15 protein-coding genes are annotated in these 19,205 nt (G+C 41.9%); 9 read left to right on the top strand and 6 right to left on the bottom strand.

The window, feature by feature from the left end; translation table 11 throughout:
• The first annotated feature begins 734 nt into the window (after positions 1 to 734).
• Positions 735 to 2,195 carry a S8 family serine peptidase gene (locus DP117_RS29620; RefSeq protein ID WP_169221781.1) on the top strand — a complete coding sequence of 487 codons (1,461 nt, stop codon included), beginning with the start codon at positions 735 to 737 and terminating at the stop codon, positions 2,193 to 2,195.
• Between the two features lie 271 nt (positions 2,196 to 2,466).
• Here the strand turns inward: DP117_RS29620 and DP117_RS29615 are convergent, their stop codons facing one another.
• The 3 genes from DP117_RS29615 to xth all read right to left on the bottom strand — a co-directional run bounded on the left by DP117_RS29615 (position 2,467) and on the right by xth (position 5,816).
• Complete coding sequence (locus DP117_RS29615; RefSeq protein ID WP_169221780.1) at positions 2,467 to 3,963, bottom strand: HlyD family efflux transporter periplasmic adaptor subunit; 1,497 nt, start codon at positions 3,961 to 3,963, stop codon at positions 2,467 to 2,469.
• A gap of 133 nt (positions 3,964 to 4,096) precedes the next feature.
• Positions 4,097 to 4,972, bottom strand: coding sequence for an SDR family oxidoreductase (locus DP117_RS29610; RefSeq protein WP_169221779.1), 876 nt, complete (start codon positions 4,970 to 4,972; stop codon positions 4,097 to 4,099).
• A gap of 61 nt (positions 4,973 to 5,033) precedes the next feature.
• Positions 5,034 to 5,816, bottom strand: coding sequence for an exodeoxyribonuclease III (xth, locus tag DP117_RS29605; RefSeq protein ID WP_169221778.1), 783 nt, complete (start codon positions 5,814 to 5,816; stop codon positions 5,034 to 5,036).
• 405 nt (positions 5,817 to 6,221) lie between these two features.
• Here xth and DP117_RS29600 point away from each other — a divergent pair, with 405 nt between their 5' ends.
• The 3 genes from DP117_RS29600 to DP117_RS29590 all read left to right on the top strand — a co-directional run bounded on the left by DP117_RS29600 (position 6,222) and on the right by DP117_RS29590 (position 8,703).
• Positions 6,222 to 7,289 carry a glycosyltransferase family 4 protein gene (locus tag DP117_RS29600; protein ID WP_169221777.1) on the top strand — a complete coding sequence of 356 codons (1,068 nt, stop codon included), beginning with the start codon at positions 6,222 to 6,224 and terminating at the stop codon, positions 7,287 to 7,289.
• 63 nt (positions 7,290 to 7,352) lie between these two features.
• Positions 7,353 to 7,538 carry a hypothetical protein gene (locus DP117_RS29595; protein WP_169221776.1) on the top strand — a complete coding sequence of 62 codons (186 nt, stop codon included), beginning with the start codon at positions 7,353 to 7,355 and terminating at the stop codon, positions 7,536 to 7,538.
• Between the two features lie 91 nt (positions 7,539 to 7,629).
• On the top strand, positions 7,630 to 8,703 hold the full coding sequence (locus tag DP117_RS29590) for a zinc-binding dehydrogenase (protein WP_169221783.1): 1,074 nt from the start codon (positions 7,630 to 7,632) through the stop codon (positions 8,701 to 8,703).
• Positions 8,704 to 9,097: 394 nt separating this feature from the next.
• Here the strand turns inward: DP117_RS29590 and DP117_RS29585 are convergent, their stop codons facing one another.
• Positions 9,098 to 9,445 carry a Dethiobiotin synthetase gene (locus tag DP117_RS29585; RefSeq protein WP_169221775.1) on the bottom strand — a complete coding sequence of 116 codons (348 nt, stop codon included), beginning with the start codon at positions 9,443 to 9,445 and terminating at the stop codon, positions 9,098 to 9,100.
• A 298-nt stretch (positions 9,446 to 9,743) separates the two neighbouring features.
• Between DP117_RS29585 and DP117_RS29580 the strand changes: the two genes are divergently transcribed.
• The 4 genes from DP117_RS29580 (at position 9,744) to DP117_RS29565 (ending at position 15,724) form a co-directional block, all read left to right on the top strand.
• The gene (locus tag DP117_RS29580; protein ID WP_169221774.1) at positions 9,744 to 11,540 is read left to right on the top strand and encodes a ShlB/FhaC/HecB family hemolysin secretion/activation protein; all 1,797 of its coding nucleotides are present in this window, start codon (positions 9,744 to 9,746) and stop codon (positions 11,538 to 11,540) included.
• A gap of 203 nt (positions 11,541 to 11,743) precedes the next feature.
• Positions 11,744 to 12,700 (top strand): DUF1822 family protein, encoded by a 957-nt coding sequence (locus DP117_RS29575; protein WP_248277882.1) that lies wholly within the window; start codon positions 11,744 to 11,746, stop codon positions 12,698 to 12,700.
• Positions 12,701 to 12,975: 275 nt separating this feature from the next.
• A complete protein-coding gene (locus tag DP117_RS29570) occupies positions 12,976 to 14,100 on the top strand; it encodes an alpha-hydroxy acid oxidase (protein ID WP_169221773.1) in 1,125 nt (374 codons plus the stop codon).
• Positions 14,101 to 14,581: 481 nt separating this feature from the next.
• Entirely contained in the window at positions 14,582 to 15,724 is a 1,143-nt protein-coding gene (locus tag DP117_RS29565; protein WP_169221772.1) for a SpoIID/LytB domain-containing protein, read from the top strand.
• A 95-nt stretch (positions 15,725 to 15,819) separates the two neighbouring features.
• Here DP117_RS29565 and DP117_RS29560 read toward each other — a convergent pair whose 3' ends face one another.
• On the bottom strand, positions 15,820 to 17,106 hold the full coding sequence (locus tag DP117_RS29560; RefSeq protein WP_169221771.1) for a hypothetical protein: 1,287 nt from the start codon (positions 17,104 to 17,106) through the stop codon (positions 15,820 to 15,822).
• Between the two features lie 266 nt (positions 17,107 to 17,372).
• Between DP117_RS29560 and DP117_RS29555 the strand changes: the two genes are divergently transcribed.
• Complete coding sequence (locus DP117_RS29555; protein WP_169221770.1) at positions 17,373 to 17,852, top strand: hypothetical protein; 480 nt, start codon at positions 17,373 to 17,375, stop codon at positions 17,850 to 17,852.
• 134 nt (positions 17,853 to 17,986) lie between these two features.
• On the opposite strand, the gene DP117_RS29550 is transcribed toward DP117_RS29555, so the two are convergent.
• Complete coding sequence (locus tag DP117_RS29550; protein ID WP_169221769.1) at positions 17,987 to 19,075, bottom strand: SGNH/GDSL hydrolase family protein; 1,089 nt, start codon at positions 19,073 to 19,075, stop codon at positions 17,987 to 17,989.
• Positions 19,076 to 19,205: the final 130 nt, after the last annotated feature.

Genomic DNA, 19,205 nt, shown 5'->3' with positions numbered 1-19,205 from the left:
CCTCGCCTTTAGGCAGGGGTGTTGACATTCTACCCAAGAGTTGGGAGTGTTAAAACCGTGTCCGTGCATTCTCCATAAGGATTATCATTATCAAAACTAAATTCAATGATTTTAGTGTTTTTAAAAACTTTTGTATAAATTATATTATATACAATTTTTTCAGGTCATACCATTCTCAATACAGTTCGGATTAAGCACCCGACAGAAACCCGGTTTCTCTTATAAACCGGGTTTTTAATACCGAACTACCCTTAACCGAACCGTATTGATACCATTTCTAGTGAAGAAATATTCAAGTGATGAAAGCTCATTTTTTCAGAAAACTGATTTGTAAAAATCATAGCATTTTTTCTATGAACTAAATAGTAATTATTGTCTAAGGGTTATTTTTTATGAGATGCAAACCTTGCTATAGCAGTCAGAAATCATTTGTGAAAAATTAGAAACTGGGTTTGCTGCTAGAAACCGGGTTTGCTGGACTCCACAATTTATGCGCTGCGCGCAGGCTATGCCAACACAACTTACAGCACATTTCAAGTAAATGAAGTACACTACTGAAGTCTAAAAGGCAGATAGAAAGCTCTTTTTACTTCTGACCGGAGGCGGAGCTTTCCTTGCTCCGCTCCTGACTCCTGACTCAGGAATTGCTGCTGTATATAGGATTGCGATAAGTAGAAGGTTTGCGTAGATATTGTTGTCAAAAAATAGAGACATATTTGAGGTAATAAATACTGATGATCAGCTATCTCAAGAGTAACAGTTCTTCTTTGAATCAAGGACTCAATGCCACTTCCATTTCCTCAGTAGATAGCTTTCATTCTAACAATGACTACAGTGTAAACCTTAAGAGTCATAGTAGCTATAACACAGCGATCGCTAACCAAAAAGAAAATGCTGAAGAACAATTGTTTGATAACAATGGCTACAATTTCACTTCTGGTTATGGCTTAATAGATGCTGCAGCTGCTGTGGGTAAAGCAGCTGGTGAAGAGACTTTTACTGATGTTCCTGATGTTGGTGACAATAATTGGGGAGCTGATTTGGTTAAAGCTCCAGAAGTCTGGGCAAAAGGATATACTGGTCAGGATGTCGTCGTCGCTGTTGTAGATACTGGGGTTGACTTCAACCACGAAGATTTGAACGATAATATCTGGACAAACTCCAAAGAAATTGCTGACAATGGCGTAGATGATGATGGTGATGGCTATATAGATGATGTGTATGGTTGGAACTTTGCTGATAATAACAACAATGTTTTAGATAAAAACGGTCATGGAACTCATGTCTCTGGAACTATTGCTGGGGAAAAAAATGATATTGGTGTGACTGGTATTGCCTACGATGCCAAAATTATGCCAGTCAAAGTTCTTAATGATCAGGGTGCAGGTTCCTATGCTTCAATTGCTAATGGTATTTATTATGCTGTAGATCATGGAGCTAACGTCATTAACCTGAGTCTTAATGGTGATTCTTCTAACAGCACTGTAGAGAAAGCTCTTGAATATGCTAGCAACAAAGGCGTGATTGTTGTTATGGCGGCTGGTAATGATGGTGGATTTCAATCAGGCTATCCAGCCCGCTATGCGGATAAATGGGGAATCGCAGTTGGAGCGGTTGATGAAAATAGTAACACGGCTGGCTTTTCCAATAAAGCGGGAATGAGTTCACTCACTTACGTGACAGCCCCAGGAGTTGATGTGTACTCTACAGTTCCAGGTAATAAGTATACTTCCTATAGTGGCACGTCTATGGCAGCTCCTCACGTTGCTGGCGTCGTTGCTCTCATGCTGAGTGCTAATGGCAATTTGACTGATGCTCAAGTGCGTCAGATTGTTTCAGAAACCGCAGTACAGGATACACAGGTCCCAAGCTTTGGCATGAACGATTCTATCACCAACAGTGGTACTACAAGTTCTTATTTCAACGTTACGAATTACCAGGGTAACTCTGATGGGTCTAGCCTTGAAAGTTTGTGGTCGAGCAAGGTATCTAGTTCACAAGACCAGTTGGATAATCTTAAGAGTGTAGAGTCTTCTAGTTTTAGTGTTAATTCTACACTTGAGTCACAATTCTCAAGTTATCAAACTGTACTAGATAATAATGTTAGTCACAGTATTGGTGATTATTATAGTACCAGTTATTCTGAAGATATACTCAAAAAACACGAAGAAATGCTGGAGTATGAGGAATGGTGAGTTATGGTGATGATCGCTTGAATCAAACCCTCCCCCACTATAGGCAAGGTTAGTAGGGGAGAATGTCAATAGACAAGATTGCAAAAATGCCTGAATTGTCATGTTTACCGAGTGAGAACATCTCTAAGATTCCATGTCTTTCAGACATGCTGCGCTAACGCTACACTGCGTTTCGCGACTAATGACATTCACGATTTTTTGAATGAGTGCAATCTTGTCTAATGTCTTGCTCTTGCTATGGAGGACGTGTAAGTTGGGTTAAAAACGAAACTTACCTCACAGAAAATGCTTCACTGAATCGACGAGTAATTGGCTCAATTAAAAATGTCAAAACTGATTTCTTGCGAGTGACAATCTCTCCATTAGCAGCCATCCCAGGAGTAAACGCGACTTCTTGTCCTCGTACCATTATTGAGTGTTTGTTCAGCTTAATTCTGGTGGGGAAAACTAAACCCATTTCTTTGTCAACAGTCGCATTGGGATTAATTTGCACAACCTCACCATCAATTGTGCCAAATTCTTGAAAGGGGAAGGTCGCCATCTTCACTTTTGCCTTCATTCCCTCGTGAATAAAACCAATATCCCGGTTAAGAACTTTTACTTCTAAAAGAAGTTCTTCCCCTTCTGGTAAAATAGACAGTAGTTCTTCACCCGCTTGCACTGGTCCTTTTGTTGCTTTAATTCTATAAATTGTACCTGTGACTGGAGCTTTGATAGTTTCCATCTCTTGCTCTTTCTGCGCTTGCTGAAGTTGACCTTGAATAGTAGTCAGTTCTTCTTTGCGTTTGTTGATCTGGGTGATAATTTCACTTTGACGTTCTGATTTTATACGCTGTACTTGAGTGCGAGCAGCTTGATATGCTTCTTCGGTTTGGCGAATTTCCTGAGTTTGAGCAGCAATATCCTTTTCTAAGGATGTCACTTTGTCTTGAGCTTCTGTCACCTTATTTTGGGAGTTGACGACTTCATCATTCGCCCTCGTGATTTCTGCAGCCACACGATTGATTCTTTCTTGGGCGTCTAGGTAATCGAGTCGAGGAATAGCACCAGGTGTCACCAGAAGTTTAAGGCTTTGTTCTCTTTTTTGAGCAATTGCTAAGCCACTTTCAACTTTAGTAAGGATATTTTCGGTGTTAATCAAGTTCGTTTTGGCATTGGTAAGGCTAGTTCTTGCGTTAACCAGATTTTCTTGCAATCGAGTCAGGCGGACTTTTGCTTGGTCACTCAGCGCCTGTTGGCGATTTGCTTCGGCTTCTGCTGCGGCTTGACGCGCTTGATAATCTCGTAAACGAGAGTTTAACAGTTCGTCTTGAAGTTGAGTTCCAGCAGTTTTTCCACCTGTACGTTCTGCATCTAAACGCCGTAAATCTTCTTGAATCAATCTAGCAGATGTGGCTAAACGAATCACATCAACTCGTCGTAAATCTGGATCGCGTTGAATGAGGGTTTGACCTTTGATGACGCGATCGCCTTCTTTGACATCGACTTTGACAATTGTTCCGTTACCTATTGATGTTACTGGTCTGACTTGTGTAGAAGCAATTAACTCCCCTGGGGAAGTCGCCACTTCGTCAATCAGCGAAAAATTTGCCCAGGCGATCGCCCCCAGTACAACAGCACTGACTGTTCCTGCTAACAATCTAGTATACAAAGGTGGCAATTCCTGTACTGCTTTACCCAGTTCATAAGATAGGTGTTCATCAGGTTTTGCAAATCGCTGTTTTGTTTTACGTGCTGTAGCCGTATTTGCAATTAGGGAGTATTTCATAAAATTTTAGATTTTGGATTTTAGATTATAAGTTAGTCGTAAGCGCTTAACAGTTATCAGTTATCAATGAACAATAACCTGATAACTAATAACTGATAACTGTGTACTGATTTCACAACTGACTACAAGCGATTTAAATCGTTAAATAACGTCGCAAAAAACTTTCTAATGTTTCCAACTGAAAATTGAACATCGCTTCCAATTGGGCAATTTCCTCTTTTGTGCAGAAAAATTCATTAGCGAGTATTGTGCGAAACGTTCCTAAAGCTTTTTGTGCTTGGGGATTGAAAAAACCAAATGCACCCCGTAGTGCATCTACCGCTAGTAGTGGTGGGTTAATCAGCAGTGGCTCTCGGTTAAAAATGCGACTGAAAATTTTGGGGATATCCTCTCGCGTTAAAATTTCTGGCCCCCCAACTGATAATATCTGATTACGAGCAGCTTCAACTGTCACAGAATCGACTATTATCCTTGCCAAATCATCTGTACTCACAATAGAGGTACGGTTTTTGGGATCGCCAATCAGCAGGTAAAACCCCGTTTCCCGAAAACGCTCTGCCAATGGTAACAATTCTGATGCTAATCCAGTTGGGCGCAAAATAGTGTAGTTTAAGCCACTGGTTTCGAGATATCGCTCTACCGCTCGTTTTGCCTTGAAGACAGGAGCATCTTCGTATCCTCTGTCTGCTCCTAAAACGGAAATGAAAACAAAGTGCTGGACTTGATTCGCTTTTGCAGAGTCTATAAGTTCGATGTTGGCGCGATAGTCTAAAGATAAGGCATCACCATCAGAATTATGAGCACTAATTACGTATTGTACGCCTTGACAAGCTTTTTGAATATCTTTTTCTTGGCGCAAATCACCAATAAAGATGTCAGCTCCTCTATGTTCTAACTCGCCGTAGCGTGAGGTAAGACGGACAAAAGCCCGCACCTGCTTTTCTTGTTCACGTAAAAGTCGCACAACTGTACGACCGATTCCCCCTGTGGCTCCAGTGACTAGAAACATATCAATTTTGGATTTTGGGTTTTGGATTTAGTCAAGAATTATGTAGACCAATGACTAAATTTTAAAATTCGACAATCACTGGTGCATGGTCACTGGGTTGAGATAATTTTCTAGGAGCAACATCAATTGTGCAGCTTTTCGCACGCTCATATAAATCAGGTGTGAGATAGTGATGGTCGATTCGCCAACCCAAATTACGGCGAAAAGATGCTGCTCGATAGTCCCACCAACTGTAGTGTCCGCTTTCCGAGGTGAATTTGCGAAAAGCGTCAGCGAATCCTAATGAGAGAATATCTCGTAACGCTTGACGTTCTGGTTCTGATGCCATAATGTGATTTTCGATACTAACACTATTATGAATATCTTTGTCTTCCAGAGCAATGTTAAAGTCTCCACACATGCAAATCGCAGCTTGTGAGAAAAGAAGCGATCGCACGTACTCCCGCAATACTGTTAACCAGCGCAACTTGTATTCATATTTTTCGCTTCCCACCGCTGAACCATTGGGTACGTAAAGATTAATAATTCTGACACCATTTATTTGACCTGTGATCACCCGTTTCTGCTCATCCCAATCTGGCTGTAGGTTCGGTAAAGTTGCTGTAAAACCACAAGTGACATCCTGTAATGGTTGACGGCTGGCGATCGCAACACCGTTGTAAGCTTTTTGTCCTGATAAATAAACAGAATAGCCCAATTCCTCGAAAGCAGCACAGGGAAATTGTGCGTCTATCACTTTAGTTTCTTGCATGCAGAGAACATCGATATCACTCTGAGTCAGCCAATCAACAACGTGCTCTAAACGAGTGCGAATCGAGTTAACATTCCAAGTAGCAATTTTCATCTGAGTCAGTCATTATTAGTCAGTAGTCACTAGTCATTTTCCACTTCTTTGGGTCCTGGTGTTCACACATTCTCAACCTCCTGCAACATTCTTTAGAATTGCTTCTGTTTACTGAATTTAGTATTTTTCGTTACAGAATTTTTGAAGTATGATGAGTCCCAAGATAGATGAATCGTTATGTTAGTAAACAGTAATTTATAAGTATACTCTCGGTGTAAACATGATGGTTAGTGTAAGATTAGCCAGTGACTATATCGGGGTACGGTTAACTGGAATTGCACTCTGGTGAGTCAGTCAGGTTAATCTAAGAGTTGGATGATTAAGTACAAATGCTCTATCATCATTATTAAATAGATGTCAGTCCTAGCAATAGGGCTTACTCAACTGCTGAACCAAAACAAATCTATGAAAATCGCTCAAGTAGCCCCCTTGTGGGAACGAGTTCCACCTCCGACATATGGAGGAATAGAGCTAGTCGTGAGTCGCTTGACAGATGAATTAGTGCGTCGAGGTCACGATGTGACTTTGTTCGCATCTGGCGATTCGCAAACATTGGCAAAGTTAGAAGCTGTTTATCCTCGTGCATTGCGCTTAGACCCAGATGTCAAAGAGTACGCAGTCTACGAAATGCTTGAACTGAGCCAAGTTTACCAGATAGCAAAGGAATTCGATATTATCCATTCTCATTTGGGAATCACGGCACTACCTTTGGCGAATTTTGTGCAAACACCCACTGTGCATACTGTGCATAGTAGTTTTACAACAGATAACCGCAACGTCTATACCCACCATCACAAGCAACCATACGTCAGCATTAGTAACGCGCAGCGTCAAGTTAACCTGAACTATGTTGGCACTGTCTACAACGGGATCTCTTTAAGAGATTATCCTTTTGTCGCTCAACACCAACAGCCGCCATACTTGGCTTTCTTGGGACGGTTATCGCCAGAAAAGGGACCACATCATGCGATCGCCATTGCTAAGCAAGCTGGCTGGCGTTTAAAGATGGCAGGAAAAGTTGATAAAGTAGACACTGAGTTTTTTGAACAAGAAATTGCCCCACACATTGATGGTCAGCAAATTCAATACCTAGGTGAAATTAACCACGCCGAGAAAGTTGAACTGCTAGGCAATGCTGCTGTCACTCTCTTTCCAATAACCTGGCAAGAACCCTTTGGTTTAGTGATGATTGAGTCAATGGCAACTGGTACGCCGGTCATTGGTATCAATTTAGGTTCCGTACCAGAGGTCATTAACCACGGAGTCTCAGGTTTTGTCTGCCAAAGTTACGATGAAATGGCGGCAATGATTCCAGCTGCTTTGGAACTCAATCGTCAAACTTGTCGAGAACAAGTAGAGAACAGATTTAGTGTGAAGCAAATGGTTGATGGGTACGAGGCGATTTATGGAAAAATCATCCAAGACCGCATCAATTCAAACGGTCGCATTCATAATGCAAAAATCAAACTTTAATTAACAGTTTTTTGACGCATCTACCTCTATAATCAATAATTTTTCAAAAGGAGGACATAGATTATGAGTATAAGAGCCAACAGTTGCCCCTGTTGTGGTGGTTCCCTCCTGCGTCATGTCCGTCATGGTGAACTCTACTGGTTTTGCAAAACCTGCTGGCAAGAAGTGCCACTGTTAACTGTGAGTCAGATACCCAACCTGGAAGGAAGAAACACGGGATCTGTTCCTCAAAGCGCAGTCAAATCCTAGATTTCTAGAACCAAAGACTTATTCGCTGCTCATAAAGTTCCCTGCTCCACCTGGTAAAATCAGGTGGAGTCAATTATTGGTTAAAGCTCGTGTGCTAGCAGCGTTACTTTACGGCAAAGAAAATTTACGTTTAGAAGAGGTCGCTGATCCAACACCTGCTGTGGGTGAAGTTGTAATCCAAGTGGGGACCGCGACAACTTGTGGTACTGATTTAAAAGTTTGGCGTCGCGGCGGTCATGCTAAAATGCTCAAACCACCGACACTGTTTGGTCATGAGGCTGCTGGGGAAATTGTTGCTATAGGAGAAGGTGTAACAGATTGGCAAGTAGGCGATCGCCTGGTCGCAAATAACTCTGCTCCATGCATGAAATGCTTTTTTTGTCAACGCCAAGAATACTCTCTCTGTCCAAATTTGACATGGAATAACGGTACCTTTGCCCAATACTTAAAAATTCCTGCACCGATTGTGCAACATAATATGTTGCCAATTCCTGATGACTTGCCTTATGAATTAGCAGCAATGACAGAACCTCTTGCTTGTGTGTTGCATGGGGTAGCCCGTTCCAACGTCAAAGCAGGTGATGTTGTGGTGGTGTTGGGAGATGGGGCGATAGGGCTGATGTTCGTAGCTAAATTAGCTCATGCTCAAAAAGCAGAGGTATTGCTGTTTGGAGGCAATGATCAAAGATTAGAGATTGGGGAAAAACTGGGTGCAGCAAAGACTTTCAATTATCATCAATTACCAGAAATTTCTAGTGTCGTCAAAGAACTAACACAGGGATGGGGTGCAGACGTGGTGATTGAAGCAACTGGTGTACCAAGTGTTTGGGAAACCGCAATTGCTTGTGCCCGCCCTGGTGCAACTGTTAATTTATTTGGTGGTTGTCCACGGGATACAACTATTACTGTCAATACAGAACAGCTGCATTACAGTGAACTGACTCTCAAAGGAGTTTTTCATAATACTCCAGAATATGTTCAAGCGGCGCTGTCACTGATTGCAAGTCAGAAAATTCCCTTTGAGTTATTAATCAGTGAACACCGTCCATTGCAAGAATTAGAACAAGTGTTTTGTGATATGAGGGAGCGTAAGGTCATTAAAGTCGCAATGATTCCGTCACTCGCTCCGCTCAAATTCAAAATGGACTGCGTCCCGCTGCGCTAACAAAATTCGCTCATTCAAAATTAAGACCCACGGATAAATCCGAGGACCTTACACTATGGACGCCAAAACAATTCAAAGTATGCCTACGGCACGCTGCGCTAACAAAGTTCAAAATTCAAAATAATAACTCTTTTTTCTCACTGTGCGAATGAGCGCATTTTGAATTTAAGCTCGATAGGCAAAGCCGTGCCGCAGGCTATAGAGCGCGTGGGCTTGTATCCCACAACTAAAGTTTTAAGTATTTTTTTCTCACTGTGCGAATGCGTGAATTTTGAATTGTTTTGTCAGGAATCAATGAATAATGAACAATTACCCTACAACTTCAGAATGAATTATCAATTATCAATTATCGATTTGAAAACTGATACTCCGCTTCCTTGATAACTGATAACTGTTAATGTAGACTTTGCCATTCACCAGAAAAAATACATTCAGTAGCAGTTGCGATTCTCAGCAAATCTTGCAGTAGCAGGGGTGGCCATTGTACTCCCTTTTTGCGTCCTACAGCAAAAAGCTGTTGAGTTTTAATGCTTAACTGATATAAGGCGTAAGCTAAATTTTTATCTACAACAGTAGCATCTTTTAGACCTTCAAATACAACTTTCAATGCCAACAAAATCGAGGTTATTTGACCGGGTATTGGTGCTTGTCCCTGCTGTAGACGTATCAATAAGGCATTTGGGTTTTCCTCATTCAGGAGTGTTTGATTAATCAAAAATTTGCAAGCGGTTTCGTAATTCATCTTCAAGGAACATCCATTACGACTTTGCCTAGCTATTGTGTTGCTGTGGTACCTGATGCAGCAACAGTTGATTTGCGAATTATTTTACCACTGGTAGTTAAATGAAGAATTTTCATAAAAAATGCAAATTTTAGCCATTTCTTTCAAAAGAACAATAATCATTGCAATTTTTGCCCAAAAACTCGGATTCCTCTAAAATTATCGAAGCACAGGAATGGATTGTTGATGCTAAGGTGACATCATTCTTGTTGCCCAAGCACCAACAAGAAATTTTAACTTTTCTTCCTTACCACTTGTCATGCTCGGTAAACTTCCCAAAAAACCAGGGTTCTATCAATACTGGTATTGTTTGAGCTTGGTTGCAATCATTATTACAATACCAGTCAAACCACTGCAAGCACAAGTTCTGAATACAACGCAAATATCAAACGAGCAACATGCACAAACCTTACCTCAACCCACTCTACAACGTCAGAACCAGCCACCTTCTACTCAGCCACTACCAGAACAAGCGCCTCCCGAACGTCTACCGCCACCAGAAAAGTTACTTCCTCCACCTACGACAACACCCCCCAGTCTGGATCAACCCACACCGAGTGATGTTCCTCAAACTATCACTGTTAAAACATTTGAAGTCACAGGTAGTACAGTCTTTCGCCCTGAAGATTTTGCCAAAATCACTGCACCATACACTAACCGCCCGATTACACTTGCAGAATTATTCGAGGTGCGAACGAAAATTACGCAACTGTATGTTGATAAAGGATACATCACGTCTGGAGCCTTTATCCCAACGCAAAAGCTTCTAGGAGGAGTCGTAGAAATTCGGATAGTTGAGGGTGGACTAGAAGACATCAAAATCTCCGGTACACGCAGACTCAATCCCGGCTACGTGCGGAGTCGGATTGCTTTAGCCACAGGTAAACCCTTGAATCGAGAGCGCCTACTCGAAGCATTGCAACTTTTGCAACTCAATCCTCTGATTTCAAACTTATCAGCTGAATTATCTACAGGTTCACGTCCAGGGGTCAATTTGTTAGAAGTGCGAGTTCAGGAAGCAGAGACTTTTGACCTACAAATCCTCCTAGATAATGGACGTTCTCCTGCTGTGGGTAGCTTTCGCCGTCAAATCCAACTCAGCGAAGCCAATCTCTTTGGGTGGGGCGATCGCGCCATCGCTACTTATACGAATACTGATGGTAGCAATACTTTTGATTTTAGTTACTCTGTTCCCTTTAATGCCCGTAATGGTACTGTGAGCTTTAGCTTTGGCTTTTCTGACAGCGATATTATTGAAAGACGCTTTAGTGTTCTTGATATTCAATCCGACTCTCGCTACTACGAATTAACACTACGCCAACCCATCATACAATCTCCAACTCAAGAATTAGCGTTAGGTCTGAGTGCAACTCACCGCGAAAGCAAAGCCAGTTTACTAAATGGGGAAATTCCCTTTTCAAGTGCGGTGGGGGCTTTTGGCGCAGATGACTCAGGAAAAACACGGGTGAGTGCTGTACGTTTTTTTCAAGAATGGACGCAGCGCAGTACTCAGCAAGTTCTTGCTTTTCGTTCCCAGTTTAGTTTGGGACTTGATGCTTTCGATGCTAATAGTTTCTTCGCTTGGAGAGGACAAGGACAGTGGGTGCGTCTATTAGCTCGCGATACCGTGCTGCTACTCAGAGCAGATGTGCAGTTAGCAGACCGACCGCTTGTTCCATTAGAACAATTTAGCCTAGGTGGTATAGAAAGTGTCCGAGGCTACCGCCAAGATGCTTTGCTGACAGACAACGGAATTTTTGCGTCTGCTGAAGTGCGAATTCCTATTGTCCGCTTTTCTCAAGACAACAGCGTTTTGCAAGTCTCTCCCTTCTTTGATGTTGGTACAAGCTGGAATCGTTCTGGTAGATCCACGAGCACAAATTCTGAGGCAGAGGATAATACACTTGTTTCTGCAGGATTAGGGTTGCGTCTACAACTAGATAACTGGCTAACTGCTCGCTTCGACTGGGGTCTTCCCATTATTTCAATCTCTGATGATAAAAACACATGGCAGGAAAACGGTTTGTATTTTTCCATCATTGTTAATCCTTTTTAGAAGTCAGGTTAAGGCAAGATACAATAGTCGTCATTGCTCAGACTCTGTTGTGTTTCTGTCCTCATTTTTGTACCTTGTCCAACCCGTCAAGCTTACGTTCTTTTAACTCTTGCGTAAACTTCGTGCCTTTGAATGATATGTACCTAACAACATTCTTCACTGGGGATCGAATGATGACGCACACTACTTATATGTTACATTTTATGTTAGACCATTTTGCACTAACCTTGCCAATTACCCAAGCAGCGTTCAGAACTGCTGAGCAGTTTGCTAGTCAACAACCAACTCCTGAAAAAGCTGAACAAGTCCGACTCAATACACTCTGCGTGTGGGTGGTGAATGAATATCTGAAGATGATGGAGATTCCCACTGAGTTAAAAAAGAGTGATATTTGGAATCCTGTCCTACGTTTATGTACTGATGTTGCAGACTTGAAGTTACCAGAAATTGGTAGTCTAGAGTGTCGTCCAGTGCGCTTGGCTGAACAAACATGTTACATACCCCCAGAAACTTGGGAAGAACGAGTCGGTTATGTCGTCGTTCAAATAGATGAATCGCTTCAGGAAGCAAAATTACTGGGGTTTGTTCGTCATGTCGCAACTGAAGAATTGCCTTTGAGTCAACTGCAATCTTTGGAAGATTTGATTGAATATCTTGGACAGCTACGACAAACTTCAATGAAAACATTCGTGAATTTAAGTCAGTGGTTGGCTGGTGTGTTTGATGCTGGTTGGCAAACAGTGGAATCCTTGTGGAATCAACCAGAACTCAAACCAGCTTATAGCTTTCGCAGCCCTACAACTATTGAGCAAAACCATCCTACTAACCAAGCACAAGCATTCATCAGACGCGCAAAGTTGATTGATTTAGGAATCCAAATGACAACCAATCAAGCTGTCATATTAATTGTCGAAATTCGACCGAAAGCTAACCAACCAACTGGTGTTTGCCTTCAGTTACATCCTACAAATCATCAAACTTATCTCATCCCAGGATTACAACTGACAGTGCTAGATGAGTCTGCAGAAGTTTTTCTGGAAACTCAAGCCAGAAGTGCAGATAACTACCTTCAATTACAGTTTAGAGGTGAACCCGGAGAACAATTTGGCGTTCAAGTAGTACTCAACGATGCAAGTGTCACGGAAAATTTTGTTATTTAATCAAAAATCAAAAGCAAGAGAAGGCAGTGTGCTGTGCAATAAGCTGTTACGCCTACAAGTATACTATGGAGAGTGAGGGAAGGAGAGAGTGAGGGAAAGGATTTGACGGTTTTGTTCAAAGTCAAAAAATGCATGATCTTAAAGTGCAACAGCTTACACTGCCTGCTGTTTCTTTTCTAGGTAGTTAGGACTTACGCATCGTATATATGTACTAAACGCCGGGTATTTCAAGTCGGCACAATTAAACGTAACTATATTGTGACAATGAGGCGCTCATGGAAAAACTAAAATCGTTAAAACCACTTAACTTATTTGAATATGAGCAGCTAGCGCCTAAATACCTGTCTCAAATGGCTTTGGACTATTATGCTAGTGGTGCTTGGGATGAAGTGACACTACAGGATAACCGCGCTGCTTTTGCAAGATTTAAACTTCGTCCGCGAGTGCTGGTAGATGTCAGTCAGCGCAACCTCGCAACTGCAGTTTTAAATCAACCACTTCAAATACCTATGTTGATTGCTCCGATGGCGTTTCAATGCCTTGCCAATCCACTAGGAGAAGTTGCAACAGCAGCAGCAGCAGCATCAGCTGGTGTTGGCATGGTGTTGAGTACTCTTTCTACTAAAACCATAGAAGAAGTATCAGCAGTGCGTCATGACACAAATCTTTACGCTCCTCAATGGTTCCAGCTTTACATTCACAAAGACAGAGGACTCACTCGTGCTTTAGTAGAAAGAGCTTATGCTACAGGTTATAAAGCACTTTGTATCACTGTAGATGCTCCTATTCTGGGACGGCGAGAACGAGACAAGCGCAATGAGTTTACTCTACCACCAGGTATGGAATTAGCTAATTTTATAAATTTATCCGGGTTGAATATTCCCCATGAAGAAGGGGAATCTGGATTGTTTACTTATGTTGCCCAGCAACTAAACCCTGCGGTCACGTGGGATGATTTAGAGTGGTTTCAGTCTTTATGTCCGCTCCCTTTGGTACTGAAAGGAATTTTACGAGGAGATGATGCTGCTCGTGCTGTCGAGTGTGGAGCAAAGGCAATTGTTGTGTCTAATCACGGTGGACGTCAATTAGATGGAGCAATTGCATCTGTTGATGCTTTAGCTGAAGTTGTCGATGCTGTGGGCGATCGCGCTGAAGTCTTGTTGGATGGTGGTATTCGTAGAGGAACTGATATCCTCAAAGCCCTAGCACTGGGAGCAAAAGCAGTGCTTGTGGGGCGTCCTGTGTTGTGGGGATTAGCTGTAGCAGGACAAGCTGGTGTGGCTCATGTGATTGACATTCTGCGAGATGAGCTAGATGTGGCTATGGCGCTGAGTGGTTGTTCTAGTTTAGAACACCTTGACTCTAGTTTGTTATTTTGCGAAAAACACCGCTTTGCATAGTAGATAAAACACTTTTGCTTTTGCTGAGGGGGAAATTTACCGTTTCATCAAACCCGGAAAAACTGCGGTGCCTCATTACAAGTAACGGGTTTAGAGTCAACGTTGAAGCGGAAAAATCGCCCAAATTGTCACGCATTTGTCCCCTAGAAATGGAGCCAGCCTTTGTAATGTTTATCTGTGTTGGCGTCACGAATACTCGAAGTAATAAGGCTGGCTCCATTTCTTACGTGTAAGACCTCGTCAACTGGTATACAAAAATCACAACTTTTCATGGGGCGATTTTTCCGGAGGCACCGCAGTTTTTCGCGCTTTATTAGCCCAACCCTACAAATTTGAGGGCTCAAAAGAGAAATACGCTACAAATAGCGTTGATAGCTTATGGTAGTTCATCTATCATTTGATAGAGTTCAAATCCCACTTGAATGGAAACTACTACAAAAGTAAGCGTCAAACGTATATTAGGTGTGATTATATTGTCAGCATGAAATTCCAACTGTTCCTTGCCTCTTTATTTTCCCACATCAAAGGACGCCATTGGTGGTTTGGTATCCTTATATGGATAGCGATGGTTGCTCCAGCTCAAGCATCCGTCATCCTGCGGGTGGCAATTCAAAGAGATATTAATCAGGTCAAAGTCGGTAGTTCTACGACTGCGGTTGTCAAGGATAGTAATGGTCGTACTTTAGGACAGTTACCAGGAATGAGTGCTTACTATGCTCAAGCGGTTCCTGGTGGAGTTGCTTTGGATAAGTGGCGATCGACTCTATTTTGGGTTGAGCCAACAGGTAAGGGATTCGTTTATATTGGCGATCGCTGGTATCGCGGCAGAACTCTTGTTGTTCCTTCAGAAAAAGGCTTATCTGTTGTCAACTGGGTTGATTTAGAAGAATATCTTTACAGCGTGATCGGTGGCGAAATGGACACCAGATGGCCCTTAGAAGCCCTAAAAGCTCAGGCGATCGCCGCCCGTACATATGCTCTTTACGAGCGAGAGAAACAGCGCAATAATCCCCTTTATGATTTAGGCGCTACGCCAGATCGTTGGCAAATTTACAAAGGCGTCAGCAGTGAATCTCCTACTACCTACGCTGCAGTTGATGCGACTGCAGCAAAAGTATTGACTTACAAAAATCGGGTGATTCTTTCTGTCTTCCATGCTTGTTCTGGCGGACACACAGAAGACTCAGAAGATGTTTGGGGAGGGCGTGAACCATACCTGCGTGCTGTTCCAGACTTTGACCAAAATATCAGCGAGTGCAACTGGATCAGAACTTTTTCCCCTGCAGAAATTAGCGCCCAAATTCCAGAAGTCGGAAATGTCAAACAAATCATTCCTGAGAGTACATCGCGTTTCGGAAGCGTGAAAGCCCTGAAAATAGTTGGTGACAAGGGCGAGAAAGTCCTCAGGGGTGAAGATGTGCGTACAGCACTGAGGCTAAAAAGCACCCGCTTTACTGTTAGTAACGCGAATGGAAGCTTTACACTCAAAGGACTTGGCTATGGTCATGCTTTAGGTATGAGTCAGTGGGGAGCTTATAATTTAGCATCGCGGGGATACAATCATCTGCAAATTTTGAATTACTACTACAAAGGTGTTGCTTTAGCACCGATTCGGGTGAAGTAGGTGGGGAGATGGGGAACTCGGGAGATTCCAAATTTTGAATTTTGAATTTTGAATTTTGAATTTTGAATTTTGAATTTTGAATTTTGAATTGTCTCCTACTCCCCACTTCCTCGTTGTAGGCGCTTTTGCCATTCGGCGTCAATTTGTTGAGAACGTTCAACCTCCTGTTCTAACAAGTCAGTTTCAGTAGAGTAGACCAAATCTTCATCACTAAGAACTTTTTCTGCTGCAAACTGCTGAGCATAAGCTATTTTCTGCTGTAACCCAGAGTCTGCGCTTGCTAGTTGTCTTGCACGAGATAGGCGATCGCCATTGCGTTGCACAATTTTGCGATTACGCCAACCAATCCAGAAATATCGTATTAACGGGACAACTAAAAAACCTGTTCCGTAAGCCAATAATACCCAATAAATCCCATGTGCAAAAGCAACGAGTCCACCTATTTGGGCGGCTACTGTACCATCTCTCAACAAACTTCCTAGCACTAATGCACCAACAAAATTTGCAACACCCAATCCTGCACTCAGCATAATTTGTCCTGAACTCGCCGCACTAAAGCGCCAAGGAAATTCCTCCAAATAAGCTGACAAAGGTTGATGATATTTTTTGCCTGCACTCACCTGCAACTCTGGAAAATAATAAACAATCTCTCCTTCGGGACTAACTTTAGGTTGTCCATTAAAGCGAGTCAGGACGGGCAACATATAATCTTCGTATTCTTTTGCAGAACCTTCTCCTATATCATCAAGGTACGGTGCAATTTGTTCGGCGACTACAGCACCTTGGTTATGATGAATTACCATAGCAATTTCTTGCCACCGGCGTTCTTCTAATTTGGTATTCGGGTTACCATCGCCAAACAAAAACGAAAATACGGCTTCAAAGAAATTGAGATCTCTTTTCTCCCGCCGTCTTTCTCGCTGACGGGTGTCATAATCTGGACTGAGATACCAGAATAAATCGGGAAAAAAGAAAAAACCACCACTAAAATTGCCGCCTCTATTGCCGCTATCGCGGTCTGAGTTAGCAGCCGAGATCATTAAAATGATGCTAATACTTATCAGGGCAATGGAGGCAATCAAGAAAATTCCAAATGATATCCGAATCAAGTAAAATAAAATACCCCAAACTTTTTTCCACCATTCCTGTAACCGTAATTGCAAATACTTATTACGTAGAATCGATCTAAAGTTCTTTGGAAATAAGTAAACAATATCACCCGTGTCAGAAACTTGCAAATGTCCGCCAGCATCAGATGCAAGAGCTAATAACCCTTGATTTGCCTGAGCGACATTTAATCCAGACTGAGTTGCCACATCTCCAACAGTGACGCGGTAACCCAATTGTTCCACAGCTTGCATAATGGTGGGATTTGGAGCCATCGCTCTTCCCTCGCAGCGAAAAATACTCTTACTTATTCCAGTATAAAGTTTGATTTTTAAAAACTTGGAAAAGTGGTACTACCAGAGCACGAAGGAAAGAAGCGTTTACATTGCTCACTTAATGTCCTCAAAAAAGAAAAAACTTCTCGCTCGTATTGAACAAACAGTTATTTTTGCCTTGTGCATCATTATAATGGTTTTGCCGCTTGATTTCACGTTAAGATGATTACCCTGGCTTGGTTTACTCGTAAATTTTCTGCCTAATTATGGTTCAGTACACTCTTGCTCAAAGTCCAGAAATTATTCTCACCGTTCCGGGTAAAGATTCAGCCAAAGCCCGCGAAAAAGCAATGGATCAGTTAATGCAACTGCTGGATGAAGGGAAATTACCTACGGAACTGGAAGATGGATTTTCTTCCGAACAACTCATTGAAATCAAAGAAACACCAACAGAAACTACTAGCGATGAGGATGCTATTACACAAGCTGTCCAAGTTTTGAACAACCTAGCCACCCTCAAGCTAAAAGTACAAGAGTCACGCACTGAAGCTATGGAAATTCGTAAGACTGTTGATGTTTTATTTTCAGATAAAACTGTGACTGAGGAGGAAATTGCTCGCCTGAAGGAAGGTTTTAAAATTCTCAAAAATTATGCTCAAGCTAATCTACGTTATCAAGAAGCAAGAGCAAAAGCTGAACAAGCTCGACAAGTTCTCGATCAAGCTTTGAAATCTTCTGATAAATAGCTTGAGCATTTGGCCCAGATTAAGGATGAATAGCTCCTGCATATGTAACATATTGTACATGTTTGTGTGCAGGCAATTGCAGTTATAGCTAAAGGAGATATAAGAACAAAGCCGTCATTGCTGAGAATTACGGCTTATTTGAGTATTGCTGTAGGAAATAATTGTTTGCGAGGAGTTTGACTTGCGACTGAAGTCAGGGCTGATTGTTTTTGTTTGTGTTTGAGCATTGCTACTGTAACCAAAGTGCTAAACACTAACAAACCTAAGACTGCAGAAGATTCAGGAACAGATTTAGCTCTCAGCGCTGTCAGTGCTGTTTCTGCTACAAGCTTGTGAACTCCTGAAGTTGGATGAACAGAATCAAAGAACACAAAATCGTCTGGGTTATCACATACGCTCACGATGTTTCCATTGATAGTATCACCTATGACACAAGGAGTCGTTACATTCTTAAAACCAAATTCGCTTGGATTAGCTAGCACTCTATTAAATAGGGAATTAACATCAACAGTGATGATATTAACAAAAGAAATATTGCTCAATTGAGCCAAAGCGCTTGTCAATGCTGCGTTATGATTATTAGTTAAAGTCGTCAAAGTGCTAGCATTTCCCGTCTGTGATACAAGAGGCGCTGTGCCTAAATCTGGTAAGTTAAATACCAAAATGTTTTTTGCACCAGATTGGGCGAGTGATTCTACTGCATTTGATAAATTACTGACTGTCTGATTAACATCAGTCACATTACCAAACAAGTAATCGTTTGCACCTCCCCACACCGCATAAAGAGCATTTGGATCAGCCTTCTGATTGTTTGTTAGCAATGTTTGCTGATACAAATCCACTTGTGCTTGTACTCCTGGTAGAGTGGAAACGAAAGCATTATCTTGACCAGAGTTAGAACCTACAAATGCGAAGTTAATACCTTGTGTAGGATTTGTTGTACTCAAACTGGTAGATAATGTCGGGGATAACCCTAACTCTTCTCCAACAAAGTCAACCCAAATTTTATTATTAGAAAAACGTCCTTGAAAGAAAGGTGGATCTGATGGGATGGCTTGTGCGGGATTGACTGAACCTCCAGTGGCATTAAACACATTACCAGTATCAGATAAACTGTCACCAAAGATAAAAAACTGACTATATCTATAGTCAGATGCCGAAGCTTTGAGCGGCCAAATCAAAGATAAGAAGACAAATCCTGCTGTTACGAGTTCTTTTTTCATACCGACTGTGTTTCTCGTAATTTCTCATTACTTATCAAGTTTCATGATATACATAGTAATTTGAAATAAATTGTGAATTTATCGTTAAGGCATTCAAGAAAGCAGCGAGAGATGGGGAGGTGGGGAGGTG

It is taken from the genome of Brasilonema sp. UFV-L1, from assembly GCF_012912105.1.
Taxonomy (GTDB): Bacteria; Cyanobacteriota; Cyanobacteriia; order Cyanobacteriales; family Nostocaceae; genus Brasilonema.
Note: the sequence above shows the minus strand (reverse complement) of the source record. Positions and strands in the feature narration are given on the sequence as shown.